We start from the raw sequence: 18,016 nt of genomic DNA on the forward strand, positions 1-18,016 counted from the left end.
GCGTAGGGGGTCGGGTATGAGGTCGTGGCGCGTGCGGGCCCGCGGGCTGGGTGGGGGGGTGCTCCGGCGGTGGGGGCGGGGGGGCCCCCCGCGCTTGGGTGAGGGCAGTGGGGTGTGCCTGATTTTACGGCTGCTGCGCAGCCGAGCGGGAGCAAGCTCCCTCGCCACAAATCGCGTGCACGGCAGCACAGACAACAGGATTTTTCGCAACATCACTAAGGAAGGTCGTGGATGGATAACAACAATACCCCCGCGCAATCGGGTGGCCGCTTTGCCCTGAAAACCCTGACAGTCGCAATGCTTTGTGCCAGTGCGATGGCGCAGGCAGCGCCTTACGTGGAAAACGGCCGCAACGGCGATCCGTCGAGTTGGCGCAGCAACGAATTCAAGGCTGACTGGGGCCTTGGCGCGATCGGCGCGGATTACGCTTACGCCGCCGGCTACACCGGCAAGGGCGTGAAATTGGGGATCTTCGATCAGCCGGTGTACGCCGCGCATCCGGAGTTCTCCGGTAGCAACAAAGTGGTGACCCTGGTCACCAGCGGTATCCGCGAATACACCGACCCGTACATTCCGGTGAAGGCCGGCGATGCGTTCCTGTATGACGGTTCACCCTCGGTCGGCTCCAACGGCAAACTCGGCGCCCACGGCACTCACGTTGGCGGCATCGCGGCGGGCAGTCGCGACGGCGGGGTGATGCATGGCGTCGCGTTCGGCGCGCAGATCATCAGCGCCGACAACGGCGACCCGGGGCCGGAGGACGGCATCGTTCGCGGCAACGATGGTGCGGTGTACAAGGCCGGTTGGGATGCGCTGATCGCCAGTGGGGCGCGGATCATCAACAACAGCTGGGGCATCGGCATCACCGACCGCTTCGACCTGGGCGGCCGCGATCCGGCGTACCCGCACTTCACCGTCAACGACGCGCAATTGCAATTCAACGAAATCCGCACCTTGCTCGGCACCAAACCGGGCGGCGCCTACGACGGTGCGATTGCCGCCGCACGCAGCGGCATCGTCACCATTTTCGCCGCCGGCAACGACTACAACCTCAACAACCCGGATGCCATCGCCGGCCTGGGTTATTTCGTCCCGGACATCGCGCCGAACTGGATCACCGTCGCCGCGTTGCAGCAGAACCCGGACGCGGCCAGCGCCAACCCCTACGTGATCAGCACGTTCTCCTCGCGTTGCGGCTACACGGCGAGTTACTGCGTCTCGGCGCCGGGCACGAAGATCTACAGCTCGATCATCGAAGGCACCAATGCCGGCAACCTGACCACCAGCTACGCCAACTACAACGGCACGTCGATGGCGGCACCGCACGTCGCCGGTTCCATCGCGGTGCTGATGGAGCGCTTTCCGTACATGAGCGGCGACCAGGTCGCCAGCGTCTTGCGCACGACCGCGACCGACCTCGGCGCGCCGGGCATCGACGCCTTGTACGGTTGGGGCATGATCAATCTGCGCAAAGCCATCGACGGCCCGGCGATGTTCGTGACCGAGCAGGATATTCCCGAGGAATTCCGGGTGCAGGGCGCTTACGGCTCCGGCCAGTTTGTTGCTGACTTGCCGGGCATCGGCGCGATCATCGATCAGGGCAAACCGACCGAGCGCGTGTGCAGCGACATCACTTGCGGCCTCGACACCTGGCGCAACGACATCGGTGGCCACGGCGGTCTGACCAAGCAAGGCATCGGCACCCTGGTGCTGACCGGCAACAACACTTACAGCGGCCCGACCCTGGTCAATCAGGGGCGACTGGCAATCAATGGCTCGCTGCAATCGGCGGTCACGGTGAATGATGGTGGTGTTCTCGGCGGCAACGGCCGCATCGGCGCACTGGCGGTAAATAGCGGCGGTACGGTGGCACCGGGCAATTCCATCGGCACTCTGAATGTGGCCGGTGACGTGACCTTCGCGCCGGGTTCGACCTACGCCGTAGAGCTGTCGCCAACCAGCAGCGACCAGATCGTTGCGAGCGGCAAAGCGGTCGTCGAAGGCGCCACGGTGAGCCTGTCACTGGAAAACAGCCCGACCTTGCTCAGCACCGGCGAAGTGCAAAGCCTGCTCGGCACCCGTTACAACATCCTGCAAGCAGCGGGTGGCATTGAAGGGCGCTTCGGTCAGGTCTTGCCGAATTACGCCTTCCTCGGCGGCAACCTCGATTACTCGGCGGGCGGCATTCAACTGGCGGTCGGGCGGAATGAGGCATCGTTTGCCAGCGTCGGTCTGACGCCCAACCAGCGCGCCGTCGGTGCCGCCGCCGAGCGTCTGGGCGCAGGCAATGCGCTGTTCGAAACCCTGTTGCTGTCGCCAAACGCGGCGTCGGCGCAGCAGGCTTTTCAACAGTTGTCGGGTGAAATCCACCCGGCCATTGGCACGCTGCTGATCAACGACAGCCGTTACCTGCGCGAAGCGGTCGGCGAGCGTCTGCGTGAGCGTGATCTGTTCAATGCCGATGCGCCGACGGATGATCGCAGTAACGTCTGGGTCAAGGTCCTCGGATCGTGGGGCGAGAGTGATGGCGGACATGAGAATGCCGACTCCAACAGCTCCATCGGTGGGCTGCTGGCCGGTGTCGACGGTCTGATTGCAGAGGATACCCGTCTCGGTTTCGTCACCGGTTACAGCGACAGTTCGTTGAGCATGGGCAGCGGCACGCATTCCTCGGCGTCGGTCGACAGCTACCACTTGGGCGCGTATCTGGGCCATGAAATCGACGCGTTGCGCCTGACCGTCGGCGGCGCCTACAGCTGGCATCGCATCGATGTGAAACGTGATCTGCAGTTCGGCGACGTCAGCGGCAAACAGAAAACCAAGCGTGACGCGACCACCGCGCAACTGTTCACCGAGGCCGCCTACGATCTGGGCCTGCAACCGATGAACCTCGAGCCGTTCGCCAATCTGTCCTACGTCCACCTCAACACCGACAGTTTCACCGAGAAGGGTGACGCCGCCGCGCTCAAGGGTGGTGAAGACAACCGCGACGTGGTGCTGTCGACCCTCGGCGTGCGTGCCAAACGCAGCTTTGCCCTGTCGGACCAGCATCAACTGGAGCTGGGCGCGAGCCTCGGCTGGCAGCACAACCTGAGCAGCGTCGATGCCGACAGCCACCTGGCCTTCGCCAACGGCAACAGCGCGTTCACCGTGCAGAGCGTGTCGATGGATCGCGATGCCGCCGTGGTCGGTGTACGTGCCGGTCTGGCGCTCAATCGCGACGTGCGGGTCAACCTCGATTACAACGGCCTGATCGGTTCCAACGAGAAGGATCACGGCGTTGGTCTGACCCTCGACTGGCAGTTCTGAGGCGTAACCGGCAGCGCTTCACGGGCTGCCGGTTTTTCACGAAAAGGGAGCGCTGCACATGGGACTGTTCGATTACAAAAATGCCGACGGCAAAGGCTTGTACAGCGACGCCATCGCACTGACGCTGTATGCCTACACGCCCACCGGCAAACCCTTGCCCGCCACCGCGTGGGCGCCGATCACTGCGACGGCGCTGGGCTATCAGGGCAAGGTCGGCGCGCAAGGTACGTTTTTCGGTGAAAAGGACGGCTTCACCAGCGCCGAAGCCGAAGTGCTCGGCAAATACGACGCCGCTGGCAAACTGATCGGCCTCGGCATTGTCTTTCGCGGCACCGGCGGGCTCGGTTACAGCGACACCTTCGGCGATCTGAAAAACAATCTGCTGGCAGCGGTCGGGCCATCGGATTATGCGAGCAACTACGCGAAAAACGCCTTCGACAAACTGCTTGAGGCCGTCGCCGCTTTCGCGATTGGCAACGGCATTGCTGCCGGGGACGTGCTGATCAGCGGCCACAGCCTCGGTGGCCTCGGGGTCAACAGCGTCGCCGAGTTGAGCGCGGACAACTGGGGTGGCTTCTACCAGGACGCCAATTACATTGCGTTCGCCTCGCCGACCCAGAGCAGCGTCGGCGGCCAGGTGCTCAATATCGGTTTCGAGAACGACCCAGTGTTCCGCGTGCTCGACGGCACCACGTTCAGCACGGCGTCGATGGGCAAGCACGACAAGCCGCACGAATCGACCACCGATAACCTCGTCAACTTCACCGACAACTACGCCTCCACGGCGCAGAACCTGGTGCCGTTCAGCATCGTCAACCCGCTGAACTGGTCGGCCCACAGTTCGCTGGGCTATGCCGATGGCTTGAATCGAGTGATCGATTCGGCGTTCTACAACCTGACCGAGCGAGACTCGACGATCATCGTCGCCAATCTTGAAGAAGCGTCGCGGGGCAAGACCTGGGTCGAGGACCGGGGCCGCAGCGGCGAGCCGCACACCGGCAGCACTTTCATCATTGGATCGCAGAGCGGCGACTGGCTCAAGGGCGGGGCGGGCAACGATTTTCTGGAAGGGTTGGGCGGCGATGACCGTTTCCGCGATGACGGCGGCTACAACGTGATTTTGGGCGGGCAAGGCCACAACACTTTCGATCTGCAGAAACCGCTGCAGAACTTCAGCTTCGCCAACGACGGCGACGGCACGCTGTACGTGCGCGACGCCTATGGCGGCATCAGCCTGACCCGCGACATCGGCGCGCTGGTCAGCAAGGAGGCCGGTTCATGGTGGGGCAGCAAGGAGCTCACTTGGGGCGTCACCGCCAAGGGCTTGAGCAACGGCAGTGAACTGACCCGGTACAACCATTCGCTCAGCGGTGATGGCTACGGCAATGCGCTGCACGCCACGGCGGACGGCGACTGGCTGTTCGGCCTCGGTGGCGATGACCAACTGATCAGCGACAAGGCGCAGGTGACCTTCGTTGGCGGCGCCGGCAACGACGTGATGACGGCGATGGGTGGCAACAACACCTACCTGTTCAGCGGCGCGTTCGGTTTTGATGCGATCAATGGTTATCAGGGCAGCGACAAATTGCTGTTCATGGGCGTCGAGGGCGCGGGGCAGGGCTATGACTACAAGCAGCATGCCGCGCAGTCCGGCGCCGACACCGTGCTGAAGATTGGCGATTTTGCCGTCACGCTGATTGGCGTGGGCGTGGCTAACCTGTCTGATTCGAGCTTCGTCTTCGCCTGATTCCCAATAGATGGGCGATCCTGAATTGGAAGCGGTTTTGCTGACGAAACGCATTCAACTGTAGGAGTGAGCCTGCTCGCGATAGCGGTGTTTCAGATAAAAATTTCTCAACTGACACACCGCTATCGCGAGCAGGCTCACTCCTACAAAGGGAAATGTGCGAAATGTAATGAATGCTCCGGAGCCCTGCGCTCTGGCTGTGAGCTATCTCTGACAATTCCAACAACAAGAGAGGCAATGGCAATGGGTGTATACGACTACAAGAACCTCACGACGGCCGATTCCAAGGCGCTGTTCAGCGATGCCATGGCGATCACGCTGTATTCCTATCACAACCTCGACAACGGTTTCGCCGCCGGCTACCAGCACAACGGCTTCGGCCTCGGCCTGCCGGCGACGCTGGTCACCGCGTTGATTGGCGGCACCGATTCGCAAGGGGTGATCCCCGGTATCCCGTGGAATCCGGACTCGGAAAAGCTCGCCCTCGAGGCCGTGCAAAAGGCTGGCTGGACGCCAATCAGCGCCGCGCAGTTGGGCTACGACGGCAAGACCGATGCACGCGGAACGTTCTTCGGCGAGAAGGCCGGCTATACCAGCGCGCAGGTGGAAATCCTCGGCAAGTACGACGCCCAGGGGCACCTCACCGAACTGGGCATTGCCTTTCGTGGCACCAGCGGCCCGCGGGAGATCCTCATTGGCGATTCGATTGGCGACGTGATCAGCGATCTGCTCGCAGCGTTCGGCCCGGCCGATTACGCGAAAAACTACGTCGGCGAAGCTTTCGGCAACCTGCTCAACGATGTCGTCGCATTCGCCCGGGCCAACGGCCTCAGCGGCAAGGATGTGCTGGTCAGCGGCCATAGCCTTGGCGGCCTGGCAGTGAACAGCATGGCCGACTTGAGTGGCGGCAAGTGGGATGGATTCTTCGCCGATTCCAATTACATCGCCTACGCGTCGCCGACCCAGAGCAGCGGCGACAAGGTGCTGAATATCGGCTACGAAAACGACCCGGTATTTCGCGCCCTCGACGGTTCGACCTTCAGCAGTGCTTCGCTGGGCGTGCACGACGCGCCGCACGTATCGACCACCGACAACATCGTCAGCTTCAACGACCACTACGCCTCGAGCGCGTGGAACGTGCTGCCGTATTCGATCCTGAACATTCCGACGTGGATTTCGCACCTCCCGACCGGTTATGGCGACGGCATGACCCGCGTGCTGGAATCGAAGTTCTACGACCTGACCAGCCGCGACTCGACGATCATCGTCGCCAACCTGTCCGACCCGGCCCGGGCCAACACGTGGGTGCAAGACCTCAACCGCAACGCCGAAACCCACAAGGGCAGCACCTTCATCATCGGCAGTGACGGCAACGACCTGATCCAGGGCGGCAGCGGCAATGACTACCTTGAAGGGCGCGCCGGCAATGACAGCTTCCGGGACAGCGGCGGCTACAACATTATTCTGGGCGGGCAGGGCAGCAACACGCTCGACTTGCAGCAGACGGTGAAGAACTTTGACTTCGCCGATGACGGCGCCGGCAACCTGTACATCCGCGATGCCAACGGCGCAATCAGCATCACCCGCGACATTGGCAGCATCGTGACCAAAGAGCCGGGCTTTCTCTGGGGCGTTTTCAAGGATGACGTGGCGCACAGTGTCACTGCCACGGGGTTGAAAGTCGGCAGCAACCTCACCGCTTATGAATCAAGCGTAAAAGGCTCGGCCGGCGCTGACACGCTAAAGGCGCACGCTGGCGGCGACTGGCTGTTCGGGCTTGAGGGCAATGATCATTTGCTCGGCGGCGCGGGCAACGATGTGTTTGTCGGCGGAGCTGGCAATGATCTGCTGGAATCGGGCGGCGGGGCGGATACGTTTCTGTTCCACGGTGCATTCGGCCAGGATCGTGTGGTGGGCTATACGGCCAACGACAAGCTGGTGTTTCTTGGCGTGCAGGGTGTGTTGCCGGGGGAAGATTTCCGCGCACATGCGTCGGCAGTTGGGCAGGACACAGTGCTGACGTTTGGGGCGGATTCGGTGACGTTGGTGGGGGTGGCGCTGGGCAGTCTGAGCGCTGACGGGGTTGTTATTGCCTGATGTTGGTGCGGGGCCTGTGCCGGCCCCTTCGCGAGCAGGCTCGCTCCTACAGGGGATTTGTGGACTACGCACATCCAGTGTGGGAGCGAGCCTGCTCGCGAAAAACGATCGGCGTGTATCAATCTTCCTTGCGAACGGTCGCTACTTCATCAGCGCGAACCTTGACCTTGGCTCCGGAAATATCCTCGAACTCATAGAAGCCGTCTTCGGTCTTGGTCTTGGGCATGTCCTCGGTCAGGTATTGGGTGCCGTTCTGCAGCGTCACCACGGTCTGGGTCGAACAGCCGCCCAGCGCCAACAGGGCTGCGACCGCTACAGGAATGCCCAGCATCTTGATTTTCATACCCACCTCTGACTCCTTGCTTGAATGTGATTGCGGGCATTGTCGGCCCTCTAACGCGGTTGGTGCCAGCATCGGCGGAAAAGTTCGATCACAGCGCGAAAAAAACGCCATTGATCTTTTTCCGTTTGCGCCGGAGACGGCTGAGCTGGTATCTGTACGCATAACCAGTGTTCGCTTGCCGTGGCTTTGAATTCCCGTGACCTCCAACCCTCTCGACGATCCGTTCTATTACCTCAACAACTTCCGGCAAGTGCTTGATTGGCTTGGACTTCGCTACGCTGATGTGATGAGCGCACGCGAACACGGCTTCATCCGCGACTTCAACACGCTGCCGCAAGCTTCGCAGGGATTGCTGGTGCGCATGGTCATGCGCAAGGGCATTCATTTTCGCGCGAGCAAACTCAACTATGTGGAAATCGGCGACATCGCTGAGGCGGCGCAGCCATTGCTCGACCACGGCTGGCTCGACGAACGCGCGGCGCTGACCCTCGCAGAACTGTTCGATGTTTTGCTCAAGGCCGAGCTGCTGCAGGCATTCGGCGCCTTCATAGGCCAGCCGAAAGGACGCAAGGATGAATGGCTGCCCTTGCTGGCTGACCAGTTCACCGAAGCGCAAACCCTGCGCGCCTGGGCGCCGCAACTGGCGGATCGGCTGTTCAGCCTGACCCTGATGGATCTTTGCGATCGCCTGCGGCTGATGTTCTTCGGCAATCTGTATCAGGACTGGTCGGAATTCGTGCTGGCCGACCTTGGCATCTTCACCTATGAAAAAGTCGAGTTCTGCGCTGATTCCCGAGGCCTGCGCAGTCGCGAAGACGTCGACGCCTGCCTGTTCCTGCATCAGTGCCAACTGCGTTTCGAGGCGGGTGAGCCGCTGGAGGAGATCGTCGAACAGATCAACGCCGTGCAATTCGACAACCCGTGGCTGCGACGTCGGCAAGCCAAGGCGTTGTTCCAGATCGGCCAGTATGGCGAGCGCATCGGCGATTTCGCCCTGGCCCTGAGCGTTTACCGCGACTGCGCCTATCCGGGCGCACGACTGCGGATGATCCGCGTGCTCGAACGCTGCGGCGAATATGCGCTGGCGCTGGAGCTCGGCACGCTGGCCGAACAGGCGCCGCAAAGTGCCGCCGAGCAGCAGGGCTTGCAACGCATCGTCCCGCGTCTGCGGCGCAAACTCGGTGGCCCGCCGCTCAAGCGAGCCAAGGCGAGAGAGGTCGAGCGCCTGGACTTGCACTTGCCACGCGTCGATCCGGCGCGCTCGGTGGAATTCCATGTGCAAGCGCACTTGCATGCCGATGACGGCCCGGTGCATTACGTCGAGAACAGCCTGATCAACTCGCTGTTCGGCCTGTTGTGCTGGCCGGCGATTTTCGCGCCGTTGCCGGGTGCGTTTTTTCACCCGTTCCAGCGCGGCCCGGTCGATCTGCTCAGCGAAGATTTCCTCGAGCGCCGCGCCGAGCTGTTTCAGGCGTGTCTGGGCGAGCTCGACGACGGCCGCTACGCCGAGACGATCCGCCAGCGCTTTGTCGATAAATGGGGGATTCAGTCGCCGTTCGTGTTCTGGGGCGCGCTCAATGAAGCATTGCTTGAACAGGCGCTGGCCTGCCTTCCCGCTGACCACCTCAAGCACTGGTTCAAGCGCCTGCTGCTCGACATCAAGGCCAACCGCGCCGGCATGCCGGACCTGATCCAGTTCTGGCCGCAGCACAAGACCTACCGGATGATCGAAGTCAAAGGCCCCGGCGACCGCTTGCAGGACAATCAACTACGCTGGCTGGAGTTCTGCCACGAGCACCGGATGCCGGTGGCCGTGTGTTACGTGCAATGGGCGGAGCAGAGCGCTTGAGTTACAGCGTCGCCGTCCGCGCACTGTGTGAGTTCACCGCCAAGACCGGCGATCTCGACCTGCGCTTCACCCCCTCGCCGACGGCGCTGGAAGGCATCGTCGGCCATCGCACCGTGGCGTCGCGGCGCAGCGAGCAGTACCTGAGCGAAGTGGCGCTGCAAGGCGAGTTCGGCGAATTGCGGGTCAAGGGCAGGGCGGACGGCTACGACCCGGCGCAAAACTGCCTGGAGGAAGTGAAAACCTACCGCGGCGACCTGAGCAAGCAACCGGCCAATCATCGCCAGCTGCACTGGGCGCAGGCGAAGGTCTACGGCTGGTTGATGTGCGAGAAACTGCAACTGGAGCAGATCAATCTGGCGCTGGTGTATTTCGACATCGTCAGTGAAAAGGAAACCTGCCTGGTCGAAGCCCACAGCGCCGAAGCGCTGAAGAGGTTTTTCGCGCAGCAGTGCGCTTTGTTTTTGCAATGGGCCGAGCAGGAAATGGCCCACCGCGAAGCGCGCAATCTGGCCGCGCAGCAACTGGCGTTCCCGCACGCGGATTTTCGTCCTGGCCAGCGGCATCTGGCCGAGTCGGTGTTCAAAGCCGTCAGCACCGGGCGCTGCCTGATGGCCCAGGCGCCGACGGGCATTGGCAAAACCCTCGGCACGCTGTTTCCGATGCTCAAGGCGCTGGCGCCGCAGCAGCTGGACAAGGTGTTCTTTCTCACCGCCAAGACCCCGGGGCGCAAACTGGCACTGGATGCCTCTCAGGTGTTGTTCAGACAAACACCTGATTTGCCATTGCGGGTGATGGAAATGGTCGCCCGCGACAAGGCCTGCGAACACCCGGACAAAGCCTGTCATGGCGAATCCTGTCCGTTGGCCCAAGGTTTTTATGATCGCTTGCCGGCCGCCCGCGAAGCCGCCAGCCAGATCAACCTGCTGGATCAGGCAGCGATGCGTGAAGTCGCCGGGCAGCACAGCGTGTGTCCTTATTATCTGAGCCAGGAAATGGCCCGCTGGGCGGACGTCGTGGTTGCCGACTACAACTATTACTTCGATTTCAGTGCGCTGCTGTTCGGTCTCGCCCAGCTCAATCAGTGGAAAGTCGCTGTGCTCGCCGACGAGGCCCACAACCTCGTCGAGCGTGGCCGGCAGATGTACAGCGCCAGTCTCGACCAGTTCACCCTCGCCAGCGTGCGCAAAACCGCGCCGGCAGCGCTGAAGAATTCCCTGCAACGGGTCAACCGCGAATGGAACGCGCTGCATGCGCCGCAATTGGCGGCTTATCAGGCCTACGACAAAGCCCCGGACAAACTCCTGCAAGCCATTTCCCTGTGCTGCGCGGCCATCGGCGATTACCTCAATGAGCATCCGCAAGGCGTCGACAGCGGTTTGCAGAACTTCTATTTCGATCTGCTGCAATTCGCCCGGGTCGCCGAGCTGTACGACGAGCATTACCTGTTCGATATCAGCAAACGCGACCTCGACCGCAAGCGTCCGCTGTCGCAACTGTGCTTGCGCAACGTAGTGCCGGCGGCATTCATCGGCCCGCGCCTGACCGCGGCGCGCAGCAGCGTGCTGTTCTCGGCCACGCTGAGCCCGCGCAACTATTACGCTGACCTGCTCGGCACCCCCGCCGACACGGTGTGCATCGACGTCGAATCGCCGTTCAGTGCCGAGCAGTTGCAGGTGCACATCGTCAGCCAGATCTCCACCCGTTTCAACCAGCGCCAGGCCTCGCTGGAACCGATTGTCGAGCTGATCGCCCGCCAGTTCAGCGAGCGCCCGGGCAACTATCTGGCGTTCTTCAGCAGTTTCGATTACCTGCAACAGGTGGCGACATTATTGGCTGAGCGCCACCCGCAGATCACTCAGTGGCTGCAGTCGAGGGGCATGGCCGAGGGCGCGCGGCAGGCGTTTCTCGACCAGTTCAGCGCCGACAGCCAGGGCGTCGGGTTTGCGGTGCTGGGCGGGGCGTTCGGCGAGGGCATCGATCTGCCCGGCGCGCGGCTGATCGGTGCGTTCATCGCCACGCTGGGACTGGCGCAGCTCAACCCGGTCAACGAGCAGATGAAGCGGCGCATGGCCGCCATTTTTGGCGCCGGTTACGACTACACCTATCTGTACCCGGGGATGCAGAAAGTCGTACAGGCCGCCGGGCGGGTGATTCGCACCCGCGAGGATCGCGGCACGGTGATGCTCATCGACGATCGCTTTGCCGAAAGCCGCATCAAGCAGTTGTTGCCGCGCTGGTGGGCGATCAAAAGCGAGCCGGCACTTTTCAAATCGGCGGATTCACGCATACTTCAGCCCATGACAGTGGCTGGTGAGTGTGATGAGTGAGAACAACAGAACCGCAGCGATCGACGACAGCCGTTTCCGGCTGCTGATCGACGCGGTTGTCGACTACGCGATCTACATGATCGATCCCGACGGTACCATCACCAGTTGGAACTCCGGCGCCAAGCGTTTCAAGGGTTACGAAGAAGCGGAAATCATCGGCGAACACTTTTCGCGCTTCTATACCCCTGAAGACCGTGCCAACGGCATGCCGCAACGGGCGCTGGACACCGCGATCCGTGAAGGACGCTTCGAAGGCGAGGGCTGGCGCGTGCGCAAGGACGGCACGCATTTCTGGTCGCACGTGGTGATCGACCCGATCATCGACCCCACCGGCAAATTGCTCGGGTTCGCCAAGATCACCCGCGACCTCACCGACCGTAAAATGGCCGAGGAAACCCTCAAGCGAAGCGAACAGCAGTTCCGCCTGCTGGTGCAGGGCGTCACCGACTATGCGATCTATATGCTCAGTCCTGAAGGTTGCGTCAGTAACTGGAACCAGGGCGCGCAGCGCATCAAGGGTTACCTGCCGGAAGAAATCATCGGCCAGCATTTTTCGATTTTCTACACCCCCGAAGACCGCGAACTCGGCGAGCCCCAGCGTTCATTGGCAATTGCCACCCGCGAGGGCCGGTTCGAGAACCGCAGCTGGCGGATGCGCAAGGATGGCACGCGCTTTCTCGCTCACGTGGTGGTCGATGCGATTCGTGGCGACACCGGCACGCTGCTCGGCTTTGCCAAGATCACCCGCGATGTGACCGAGGCGCACGAAGCGCAGCAAGCCCTGGAAAAGACCCGCGAGGCGTTGTTCCAGGCGCAGAAGATGCAGGCGATCGGCCAACTCAGCGGCGGTATCGCCCATGACTTCAACAACCTGCTGACGGTGATTCTCGGCAACCTCGAGATCGTGCAGAAGCGCATCGGCGACGCGCCGAAAATCGCTCGACTGCTGGAGAACGCCACCCAAGGTGCCTTGCGCGGTGTCTCGCTGACCCAGCGCATGCTGGCCTTTGCCCGCCGCCAGGAACTGCAGACCGAATCGGTGGATATCCCGCAATTGGTGCAAGGCATCACCGGGCTCCTGCGCAGCTCGCTGGGGCCGGGGATTCGCATCGAAACGCGCTTCCCCGCAGATCTTCAGCCCGTGCTGGCCGACAGCAATCAGCTGGAACTGGCGATTCTCAATCTGGCGACCAATGCCCGCGACGCCATGCCCGATGGCGGCACGGTGGTCATCCAGGCGCAGGCGGAAGTGGTGCTTGAGCAAACTCATTCGACTTTAGCGGCAGGCCGTTACGTCTGCCTGAGCCTCATCGACAGCGGCGAAGGCATGGACGAAGCCACGCTGGCCTGCGCCCGTGACCCGTTCTTCACCACCAAGGGTTTGGGTAAGGGCACCGGTCTGGGCTTGTCGATGGTGCATGGCTTTATCGAGCAGTTGGGCGGGCGCTTTATTCTCAAGAGCGAGAAGGGCCGGGGCACCTCCGCCGAGCTGTGGATTCCGGTGGCGCTTGAGCGTCCGGTCAGCCGACCGGTCTATAGCAACGCGGCGCCCATTGCGGTGCCAAGGCTCAGTGTGCTGGTGGTCGACGACGACTCACTGGTGCTGACCAGCACCAGCCTGCTCCTCGAAGACCTCGGCCATCGCGTCATCGGCGCGACCTCCGGCGCCAAGGCGTTGGCGATGTTCGATCAAGGCGAGGTGATCGATCTGGTGATCACCGACATGGCCATGCCGCACATGAGCGGCGCGCAACTGGCTCATGCCCTGCGCCTGCTCAAGCCGGATCTGCCGATCATTCTCGCCACCGGTTACGCCGAACGCCTCGAAGGTTTCGCCGCCGAACTGCCGCGCCTGCCGAAACCGTTCACCCAGTTGAATCTGGTGCAGATCATCGCCCAGTCGATGAAGTGACGCGCTGGTCGATCCGGCTGAACTAGTCTGGACGCGTGCCTTTCCAAAAGGTCTTGTTCACTTTTGGAGGGCACGTCTCTTGCCTCGCATATTGACCCAGCCAAGCGCTGTTGAAGAAGCCTTGGCCGAACACGACGCCAAGATGTTTGGCTCACCCAAGGAGCGGCTGGATTTCTATCGCCGGGAAATCCAGTACGAAACCAGCATCCTCGCCAACCGCACCGACGCCTACCTGGCAGCGCAGTCGTTTCTGGTGATCGCCTTCGCCTCGTGCATGGCCAACCTCAATCCGGAGTGGGGCAAGATGTTCACCCTCGTCGTGCCGCCGTTTCTGGCACTGCTTGGCGTGCTCAGTTCACTGAATGCCTGGCCGGGGATTCGCGCGGCGTACGACATCATCGATCACTGGCACTTCAAGCAGAGCCAGTTGCTGCACAGCGAGCCGGTGATGGGCGCGGCGTATGACGAATCGCCGCTGTTCAGTGAAATGGAATCGAGCCACAAGGGCTATCGCAAGTCGCTGCTGTTCTCGGTGCGCACGCCTTGGATCTTTGCAACGTTCTGGGTGATGTTGGGGGTGTATGCGGTGTTTATTCAGGTGACCAATCCTTGAGGTGGGTTGGTCGGGGGCAGGGGACAGGTGCTGGATTTTGTGGTGTCTGTGAGATCTTACCCCCTCACCCCAGCCCTCTCCCCCAGGGGTGCGAGGGGGAAAGGGAGCCGATTTTCACGCTTTTCAAAACTTCTAGTCGACGCGGTATCAGGTCGGTGCAATACGCAAGAACACCTCGGTCAGCCCCCTCTCCCTCCGGAGAGGGCTAGGGTGAGGGGCTTTTGACTTTTATCACGCCGTTTCCAGCTCACGCCGCGCAGTAACAGCATTCTGCAACGCCGCCGGAATCGGCGGGAAATCCTCGTTCAGCACACACAGATGATCAATCGCATCTTCAAATTTCGCGTCGGCTTTCTTGCGCAGTGCCCGGTATTGCTCAAAGCGTTCGAAGTCGGTCGGTGTCTGTTCCAGCAGCGCATTCGCCGCTCGGTTCAGTTCGTGGGCTTCTTCGAACAGTTGACGATTGCGTTCCAGAGCCAGTGCTCTGCAAGCCTTGATTTGCGCAGGAGTCGAGCATTCGTTCATGACTGTAACCTTGTTTGTGTCGGGGTTCCGTTGACCAGGCTATGCACCGCAGGGGAACCGAACCTGCCGGGCCGCGCTGGATGATTGGCGCGGTTAAAGTTGTGACCCTTGGGGCGCGCTCGGCGATCCATTTTTTTGCAGAAAAATCTTCGATGATTTCCGGCAAACCGCAGCGCCGGAAGAATCAGCTTTTTCGTTGCTTCAAGCTCTCATACCGCGCCAGCATCGGCTGTGTACTGATGCCATGCAGCAGGATGCTCAAGGCCACCACCGACAGGGTGAGGTCGGTGCAGACCTTGGCCACGTCGGAATCCAGTCCATGGTTCAGCGCGAAGAACAGATAAAACAGGCTGCCGATGCCACGTATGCCGAACCAGCCGATCAACAAACGCTGCGGCCCGCTGAGCAGCTTGCCCCACGGCATCAGCGCCACGCTCAACGGACGGATCAGGCAAAACAGCACGGCGCCGATCCACAGCGCCCGCCAGTCCCAGTGGGCAATCAGCACGACGCCGAGCAAGGTCACCAGAAACACCTCCATCGCCCGCTCGACCAGACTGCCAAAAGCGAGCATGTCGCCCATCATGATCCCCGCCGCGACCTGGCTGTCTTCCAGCTGTTCGGTGTCGCCATGCACAGCGTTCTCCGGTTCGACGTTCTGATGGCCGACCACCGGCTGCACCAGATGTTCGGCCGGTACTTCGGTAATGCCGGTGGATTTCACTTCTTCCTGACGCAGGCCGAGGCCGGCGGCGAACACTGCAAGGAAGCCGTAGCCGCCAATCGCATCGGCGACCACGTAGGACAGCGCGATCAGCGCGAGGGTCAGGTAATCGTTGGGGCCGAGGGTGCTGTCCTCGTTGTGAATGCGCAGTGACAGCGCGATGCGGCCGATGCCGCGGCCCATCCAGTAACCGGTGAGCAGACCCGCCGGCACCGCCCACAACAGACTGCGGATCACCCAGTGCTGCCACTCGCCGGCGCTGCCGTCACCATGGAGCAACAGCAAGCCGAGAATCACGAAAGGGAAGGCCACGCCATCGTTGAGACCCGCCTCACCGGACAGGCCGAAACGCACGCTGTCGACGTCCTGCGCATCGTTGACCTGCACCAGCGCCGCGAGCACCGGATCGGTCGGCGCCAGCATCGCGCCGATCAGCAGCGAAGGTCCCCATGCCAATTGCAGGCCCCAGTGCAGCAACAGGCAGACGCCGATGATCGTCAGGATCATCACCGGACCCGCCAGGCCGAACGCAATGCGCCAGGTTTTGTTGGTCAGTGGCAAACGCAGCTTCAGCCCGCAAACAAACAAGGAAAAGAGCACCGCGACTTCCGTCAGGTGCTCCATCCACAACGACGATTCTTCCAGCGACAGTTTGAGCAGGTCGAGACCGCTCGGACCGATGGCGATGCCCAGCAACAGGCACACCGCTGAGGTGGTGACCGGCATCCAGCGCAACCACGACGACGTCAGGGCCAGCATCAGCAGCACGGCGCCGAGCACCGCAACCCATACGCCGAAACTCATGACCGCTCACTGCAATGGGTGTTCAAGGACAGGCGCACCGGGTCAGCTCACGGTCGTGCGCAGGTACTCGGGGATGAGCACGTTGAACCACAGCAGGATCATCGACACCAGCATGGTCACCAGCACCAGCAGGCCAACGCCCCACACGCACGCCGAATACAACAGGCCCTGTTCCTTGCGCTCATGCATGAACGTCGGCAGGCCGACGAACAGCAGGAACGTCGAATAGATCGAAGCCGCGCCAAGCACCAGAATCGCCAGCCAGCGACTCGGGTACAGCCCGGCGATCCCGGCGATGAAAAACGGCGTCACTGTGTAAGCCGCAAAACCGATGCATTGATTCAGCGTCGGGCGCGCATCGAATGAACGCGACATCCAGCGAATGAAGCCGCCCATGATCGCCACGCCGGCAACAATCGTCACGTACAGGAGCACGCTCAATTGCAGGGCGCTGGCCGTGCTCAGGCGCACGTTTTCACCCACGGCGAGGCTCCAGCCGACATAGGTCGTGCCGATGAACAGACACACGGCCGGTATCAACGCGAGCAACAGCAAATGGGCGAGGTAATGGCGGGGATGGGTTTCTTCTTCGCGGCGGATATCGGTCCAGGCGAAGTTGGGTTGGGTGAAGAGTCTGACGAGGGGGGCGGACATGACAACCTCCTGTTCCTGATGGCCCGTAGGCGCTTACAGGTATGGAGGGATGTCATGCCGCTCGGGTTCAGTTTTTCTGCTGCACGGTTACAGCATCGGTTTGCCGCCGGTCACGCCATAGCGCTGGCCGGTGATGTAGCTGGCCTCGTCAGAGGCCAGCAGCACGTAGATCGGTGCGACTTCCACTGGTTGGCCAGGACGGCCGAGCGGGGTGCTGCCGCCGAAGTTCTGTACTTCTTCATCGGGCATGGTCGAGACGATCAGCGGTGTCCAGATCGGGCCGGGCGCGACGCTGTTGACGCGAATTTCCTTGGGCCCGAGCATTTGCGCCAGGCCGCCGGTGAAGTTGGCGATAGCGCCTTTGGTGGTGGCATAGGCCAGCAGGGTCGGCTTGGGCATGTCTGAGTTGACCGAGCTGGTGTTGATGATCGACGAGCCGGGACGCATGTGTTTGATCGCCGCCTGGCAGATCCGGAACATGGCAGTGATGTTGACGTCGAAGGTCATCACCCATTCGTCATCGGGGATTTCTTCGAAGTTCTCGTGGGTCATCTGGAATGCGGCGTTGTTGACCAGTATGTCGATACGGCCGAAGCGCTCGACGGTCTGGTCGACCAGCGCCTGGCATTGAGCCTTCTCGGCAATGTCGCCCGGCAGCAGGATGCACTGACGCCCGGCCTGTTCGACCCAGCGTGCGGTTTCCTTGGCGTCCTCGTGTTCATTCAAGTACGCCACGGCGACGTCGGCACCTTCACGGGCGAAGGCAATCGCCACCGCGCGACCAATGCCGCTGTCGGCACCAGTGATCAGCGCGATCTTGCCGGCGAGGCGGCCGGAACCGACGTAGCTTTGCTCACCGCAGTCTGGATACGGTTCCATTTTGCGTTGCGAGCCGGGTACCGGTTGGGCTTGTTTCGGGAAGGGTGGTTTTGGATAGTCAGTCATCGCAGGGTCTCCTGATTTCAAGGCCAGTGTTCCGGGTTGACCCGGCGGGTTTGCCTTGAGTTCGATCGGATTTGCGCTGGATTTCTGCTGAACACCGGTCCCCTTGTAGGAGTGAGCCTGCTCGCGAAAGCGGTCTGTCAGCCAGGAATAGGTGACTGACAAACCGC

Annotated in this window: 12 protein-coding genes; 7 read left to right on the forward strand and 5 right to left on the reverse strand. The window is 61.8% G+C overall.

Going from position 1 to position 18,016, the window contains the following annotated elements:
• Positions 1-231 precede the first annotated feature (231 nt).
• The 3 genes from AEQ63_RS22200 (at position 232) to AEQ63_RS22210 (ending at position 7,153) form a co-directional block, all read left to right on the forward strand.
• Positions 232-3,309: an autotransporter serine protease gene (locus AEQ63_RS22200; RefSeq protein WP_064364773.1), complete on the forward strand. Its 3,078-nt coding sequence runs from the start codon at positions 232-234 to the stop codon at positions 3,307-3,309.
• Positions 3,310-3,367: 58 nt separating this feature from the next.
• A complete protein-coding gene (locus AEQ63_RS22205) occupies positions 3,368-5,056 on the forward strand; it encodes a polyurethane esterase (RefSeq protein WP_064364776.1) in 1,689 nt (562 codons plus the stop codon).
• 243 nt (positions 5,057-5,299) lie between these two features.
• The gene (locus tag AEQ63_RS22210) at positions 5,300-7,153 is read left to right on the forward strand and encodes a polyurethane esterase (RefSeq protein WP_064364777.1); all 1,854 of its coding nucleotides are present in this window, start codon (positions 5,300-5,302) and stop codon (positions 7,151-7,153) included.
• A gap of 118 nt (positions 7,154-7,271) precedes the next feature.
• Here the strand turns inward: AEQ63_RS22210 and AEQ63_RS22215 are convergent, their stop codons facing one another.
• On the reverse strand, positions 7,272-7,496 hold the full coding sequence (locus tag AEQ63_RS22215) for a YgdI/YgdR family lipoprotein (RefSeq protein ID WP_042610041.1): 225 nt from the start codon (positions 7,494-7,496) through the stop codon (positions 7,272-7,274).
• A 196-nt stretch (positions 7,497-7,692) separates the two neighbouring features.
• Between AEQ63_RS22215 and AEQ63_RS22220 the strand changes: the two genes are divergently transcribed.
• The 4 genes from AEQ63_RS22220 to AEQ63_RS22235 all read left to right on the forward strand — a co-directional run bounded on the left by AEQ63_RS22220 (position 7,693) and on the right by AEQ63_RS22235 (position 14,197).
• Positions 7,693-9,345: a VRR-NUC domain-containing protein gene (locus AEQ63_RS22220; protein ID WP_064364779.1), complete on the forward strand. Its 1,653-nt coding sequence runs from the start codon at positions 7,693-7,695 to the stop codon at positions 9,343-9,345.
• Positions 9,342-11,672 carry an ATP-dependent DNA helicase gene (locus AEQ63_RS22225; RefSeq protein ID WP_152972405.1) on the forward strand — a complete coding sequence of 777 codons (2,331 nt, stop codon included), beginning with the start codon at positions 9,342-9,344 and terminating at the stop codon, positions 11,670-11,672. The genes AEQ63_RS22220 and AEQ63_RS22225 overlap by 4 nt, the downstream gene beginning before the upstream one ends.
• Positions 11,665-13,584 carry a hybrid sensor histidine kinase/response regulator gene (locus AEQ63_RS22230; RefSeq protein WP_064364781.1) on the forward strand — a complete coding sequence of 640 codons (1,920 nt, stop codon included), beginning with the start codon at positions 11,665-11,667 and terminating at the stop codon, positions 13,582-13,584. The genes AEQ63_RS22225 and AEQ63_RS22230 overlap by 8 nt, the downstream gene beginning before the upstream one ends.
• Positions 13,585-13,663: 79 nt before the next feature.
• Complete coding sequence (locus tag AEQ63_RS22235; RefSeq protein ID WP_042610038.1) at positions 13,664-14,197, forward strand: hypothetical protein; 534 nt, start codon at positions 13,664-13,666, stop codon at positions 14,195-14,197.
• A 231-nt stretch (positions 14,198-14,428) separates the two neighbouring features.
• Here AEQ63_RS22235 and AEQ63_RS22240 read toward each other — a convergent pair whose 3' ends face one another.
• The 4 genes from AEQ63_RS22240 to AEQ63_RS22255 all read right to left on the reverse strand — a co-directional run bounded on the left by AEQ63_RS22240 (position 14,429) and on the right by AEQ63_RS22255 (position 17,849).
• Positions 14,429-14,722, reverse strand: coding sequence for a hypothetical protein (locus tag AEQ63_RS22240; protein ID WP_064364783.1), 294 nt, complete (start codon positions 14,720-14,722; stop codon positions 14,429-14,431).
• Between the two features lie 184 nt (positions 14,723-14,906).
• Complete coding sequence (locus tag AEQ63_RS22245) at positions 14,907-16,250, reverse strand: cation:proton antiporter (protein ID WP_064364785.1); 1,344 nt, start codon at positions 16,248-16,250, stop codon at positions 14,907-14,909.
• Positions 16,251-16,292: 42 nt separating this feature from the next.
• Positions 16,293-16,904 (reverse strand): Yip1 family protein, encoded by a 612-nt coding sequence (locus tag AEQ63_RS22250; protein ID WP_042610035.1) that lies wholly within the window; start codon positions 16,902-16,904, stop codon positions 16,293-16,295.
• Between the two features lie 87 nt (positions 16,905-16,991).
• Positions 16,992-17,849 carry a glucose 1-dehydrogenase gene (locus AEQ63_RS22255; RefSeq protein ID WP_042610034.1) on the reverse strand — a complete coding sequence of 286 codons (858 nt, stop codon included), beginning with the start codon at positions 17,847-17,849 and terminating at the stop codon, positions 16,992-16,994.
• Between the last annotated feature and the right edge of the window lie 167 nt (positions 17,850-18,016).

Source organism: Pseudomonas sp. RIT-PI-o, assembly GCF_001297215.1.
Taxonomy (GTDB): domain Bacteria; phylum Pseudomonadota; class Gammaproteobacteria; order Pseudomonadales; family Pseudomonadaceae; genus Aquipseudomonas; species Aquipseudomonas moraviensis_A.

Excerpts from the sequence above, each read along its gene's own strand:
- AEQ63_RS22240 (WP_064364783.1), bottom strand. The coding sequence starts at position 14,722 with ATGAACGAATGCTCGACTCCTGCGCAAATCAAGGCTTGCAGAGCACTG.
- AEQ63_RS22250 (WP_042610035.1), bottom strand. The coding sequence starts at position 16,904 with ATGTCCGCCCCCCTCGTCAGACTCTTCACCCAACCCAACTTCGCCTGG.
- AEQ63_RS22205 (WP_064364776.1), top strand. The coding sequence starts at position 3,368 with ATGGGACTGTTCGATTACAAAAATGCCGACGGCAAAGGCTTGTACAGC.
- AEQ63_RS22255 (WP_042610034.1), bottom strand. The coding sequence starts at position 17,849 with ATGACTGACTATCCAAAACCACCCTTCCCGAAACAAGCCCAACCGGTA.
- AEQ63_RS22200 (WP_064364773.1), top strand. The coding sequence starts at position 232 with ATGGATAACAACAATACCCCCGCGCAATCGGGTGGCCGCTTTGCCCTG.
- AEQ63_RS22245 (WP_064364785.1), bottom strand. The coding sequence starts at position 16,250 with ATGAGTTTCGGCGTATGGGTTGCGGTGCTCGGCGCCGTGCTGCTGATG.
- AEQ63_RS22215 (WP_042610041.1), bottom strand. The coding sequence starts at position 7,496 with ATGAAAATCAAGATGCTGGGCATTCCTGTAGCGGTCGCAGCCCTGTTG.
- AEQ63_RS22210 (WP_064364777.1), top strand. The coding sequence starts at position 5,300 with ATGGGTGTATACGACTACAAGAACCTCACGACGGCCGATTCCAAGGCG.
- AEQ63_RS22230 (WP_064364781.1), top strand. The coding sequence starts at position 11,665 with ATGAGTGAGAACAACAGAACCGCAGCGATCGACGACAGCCGTTTCCGG.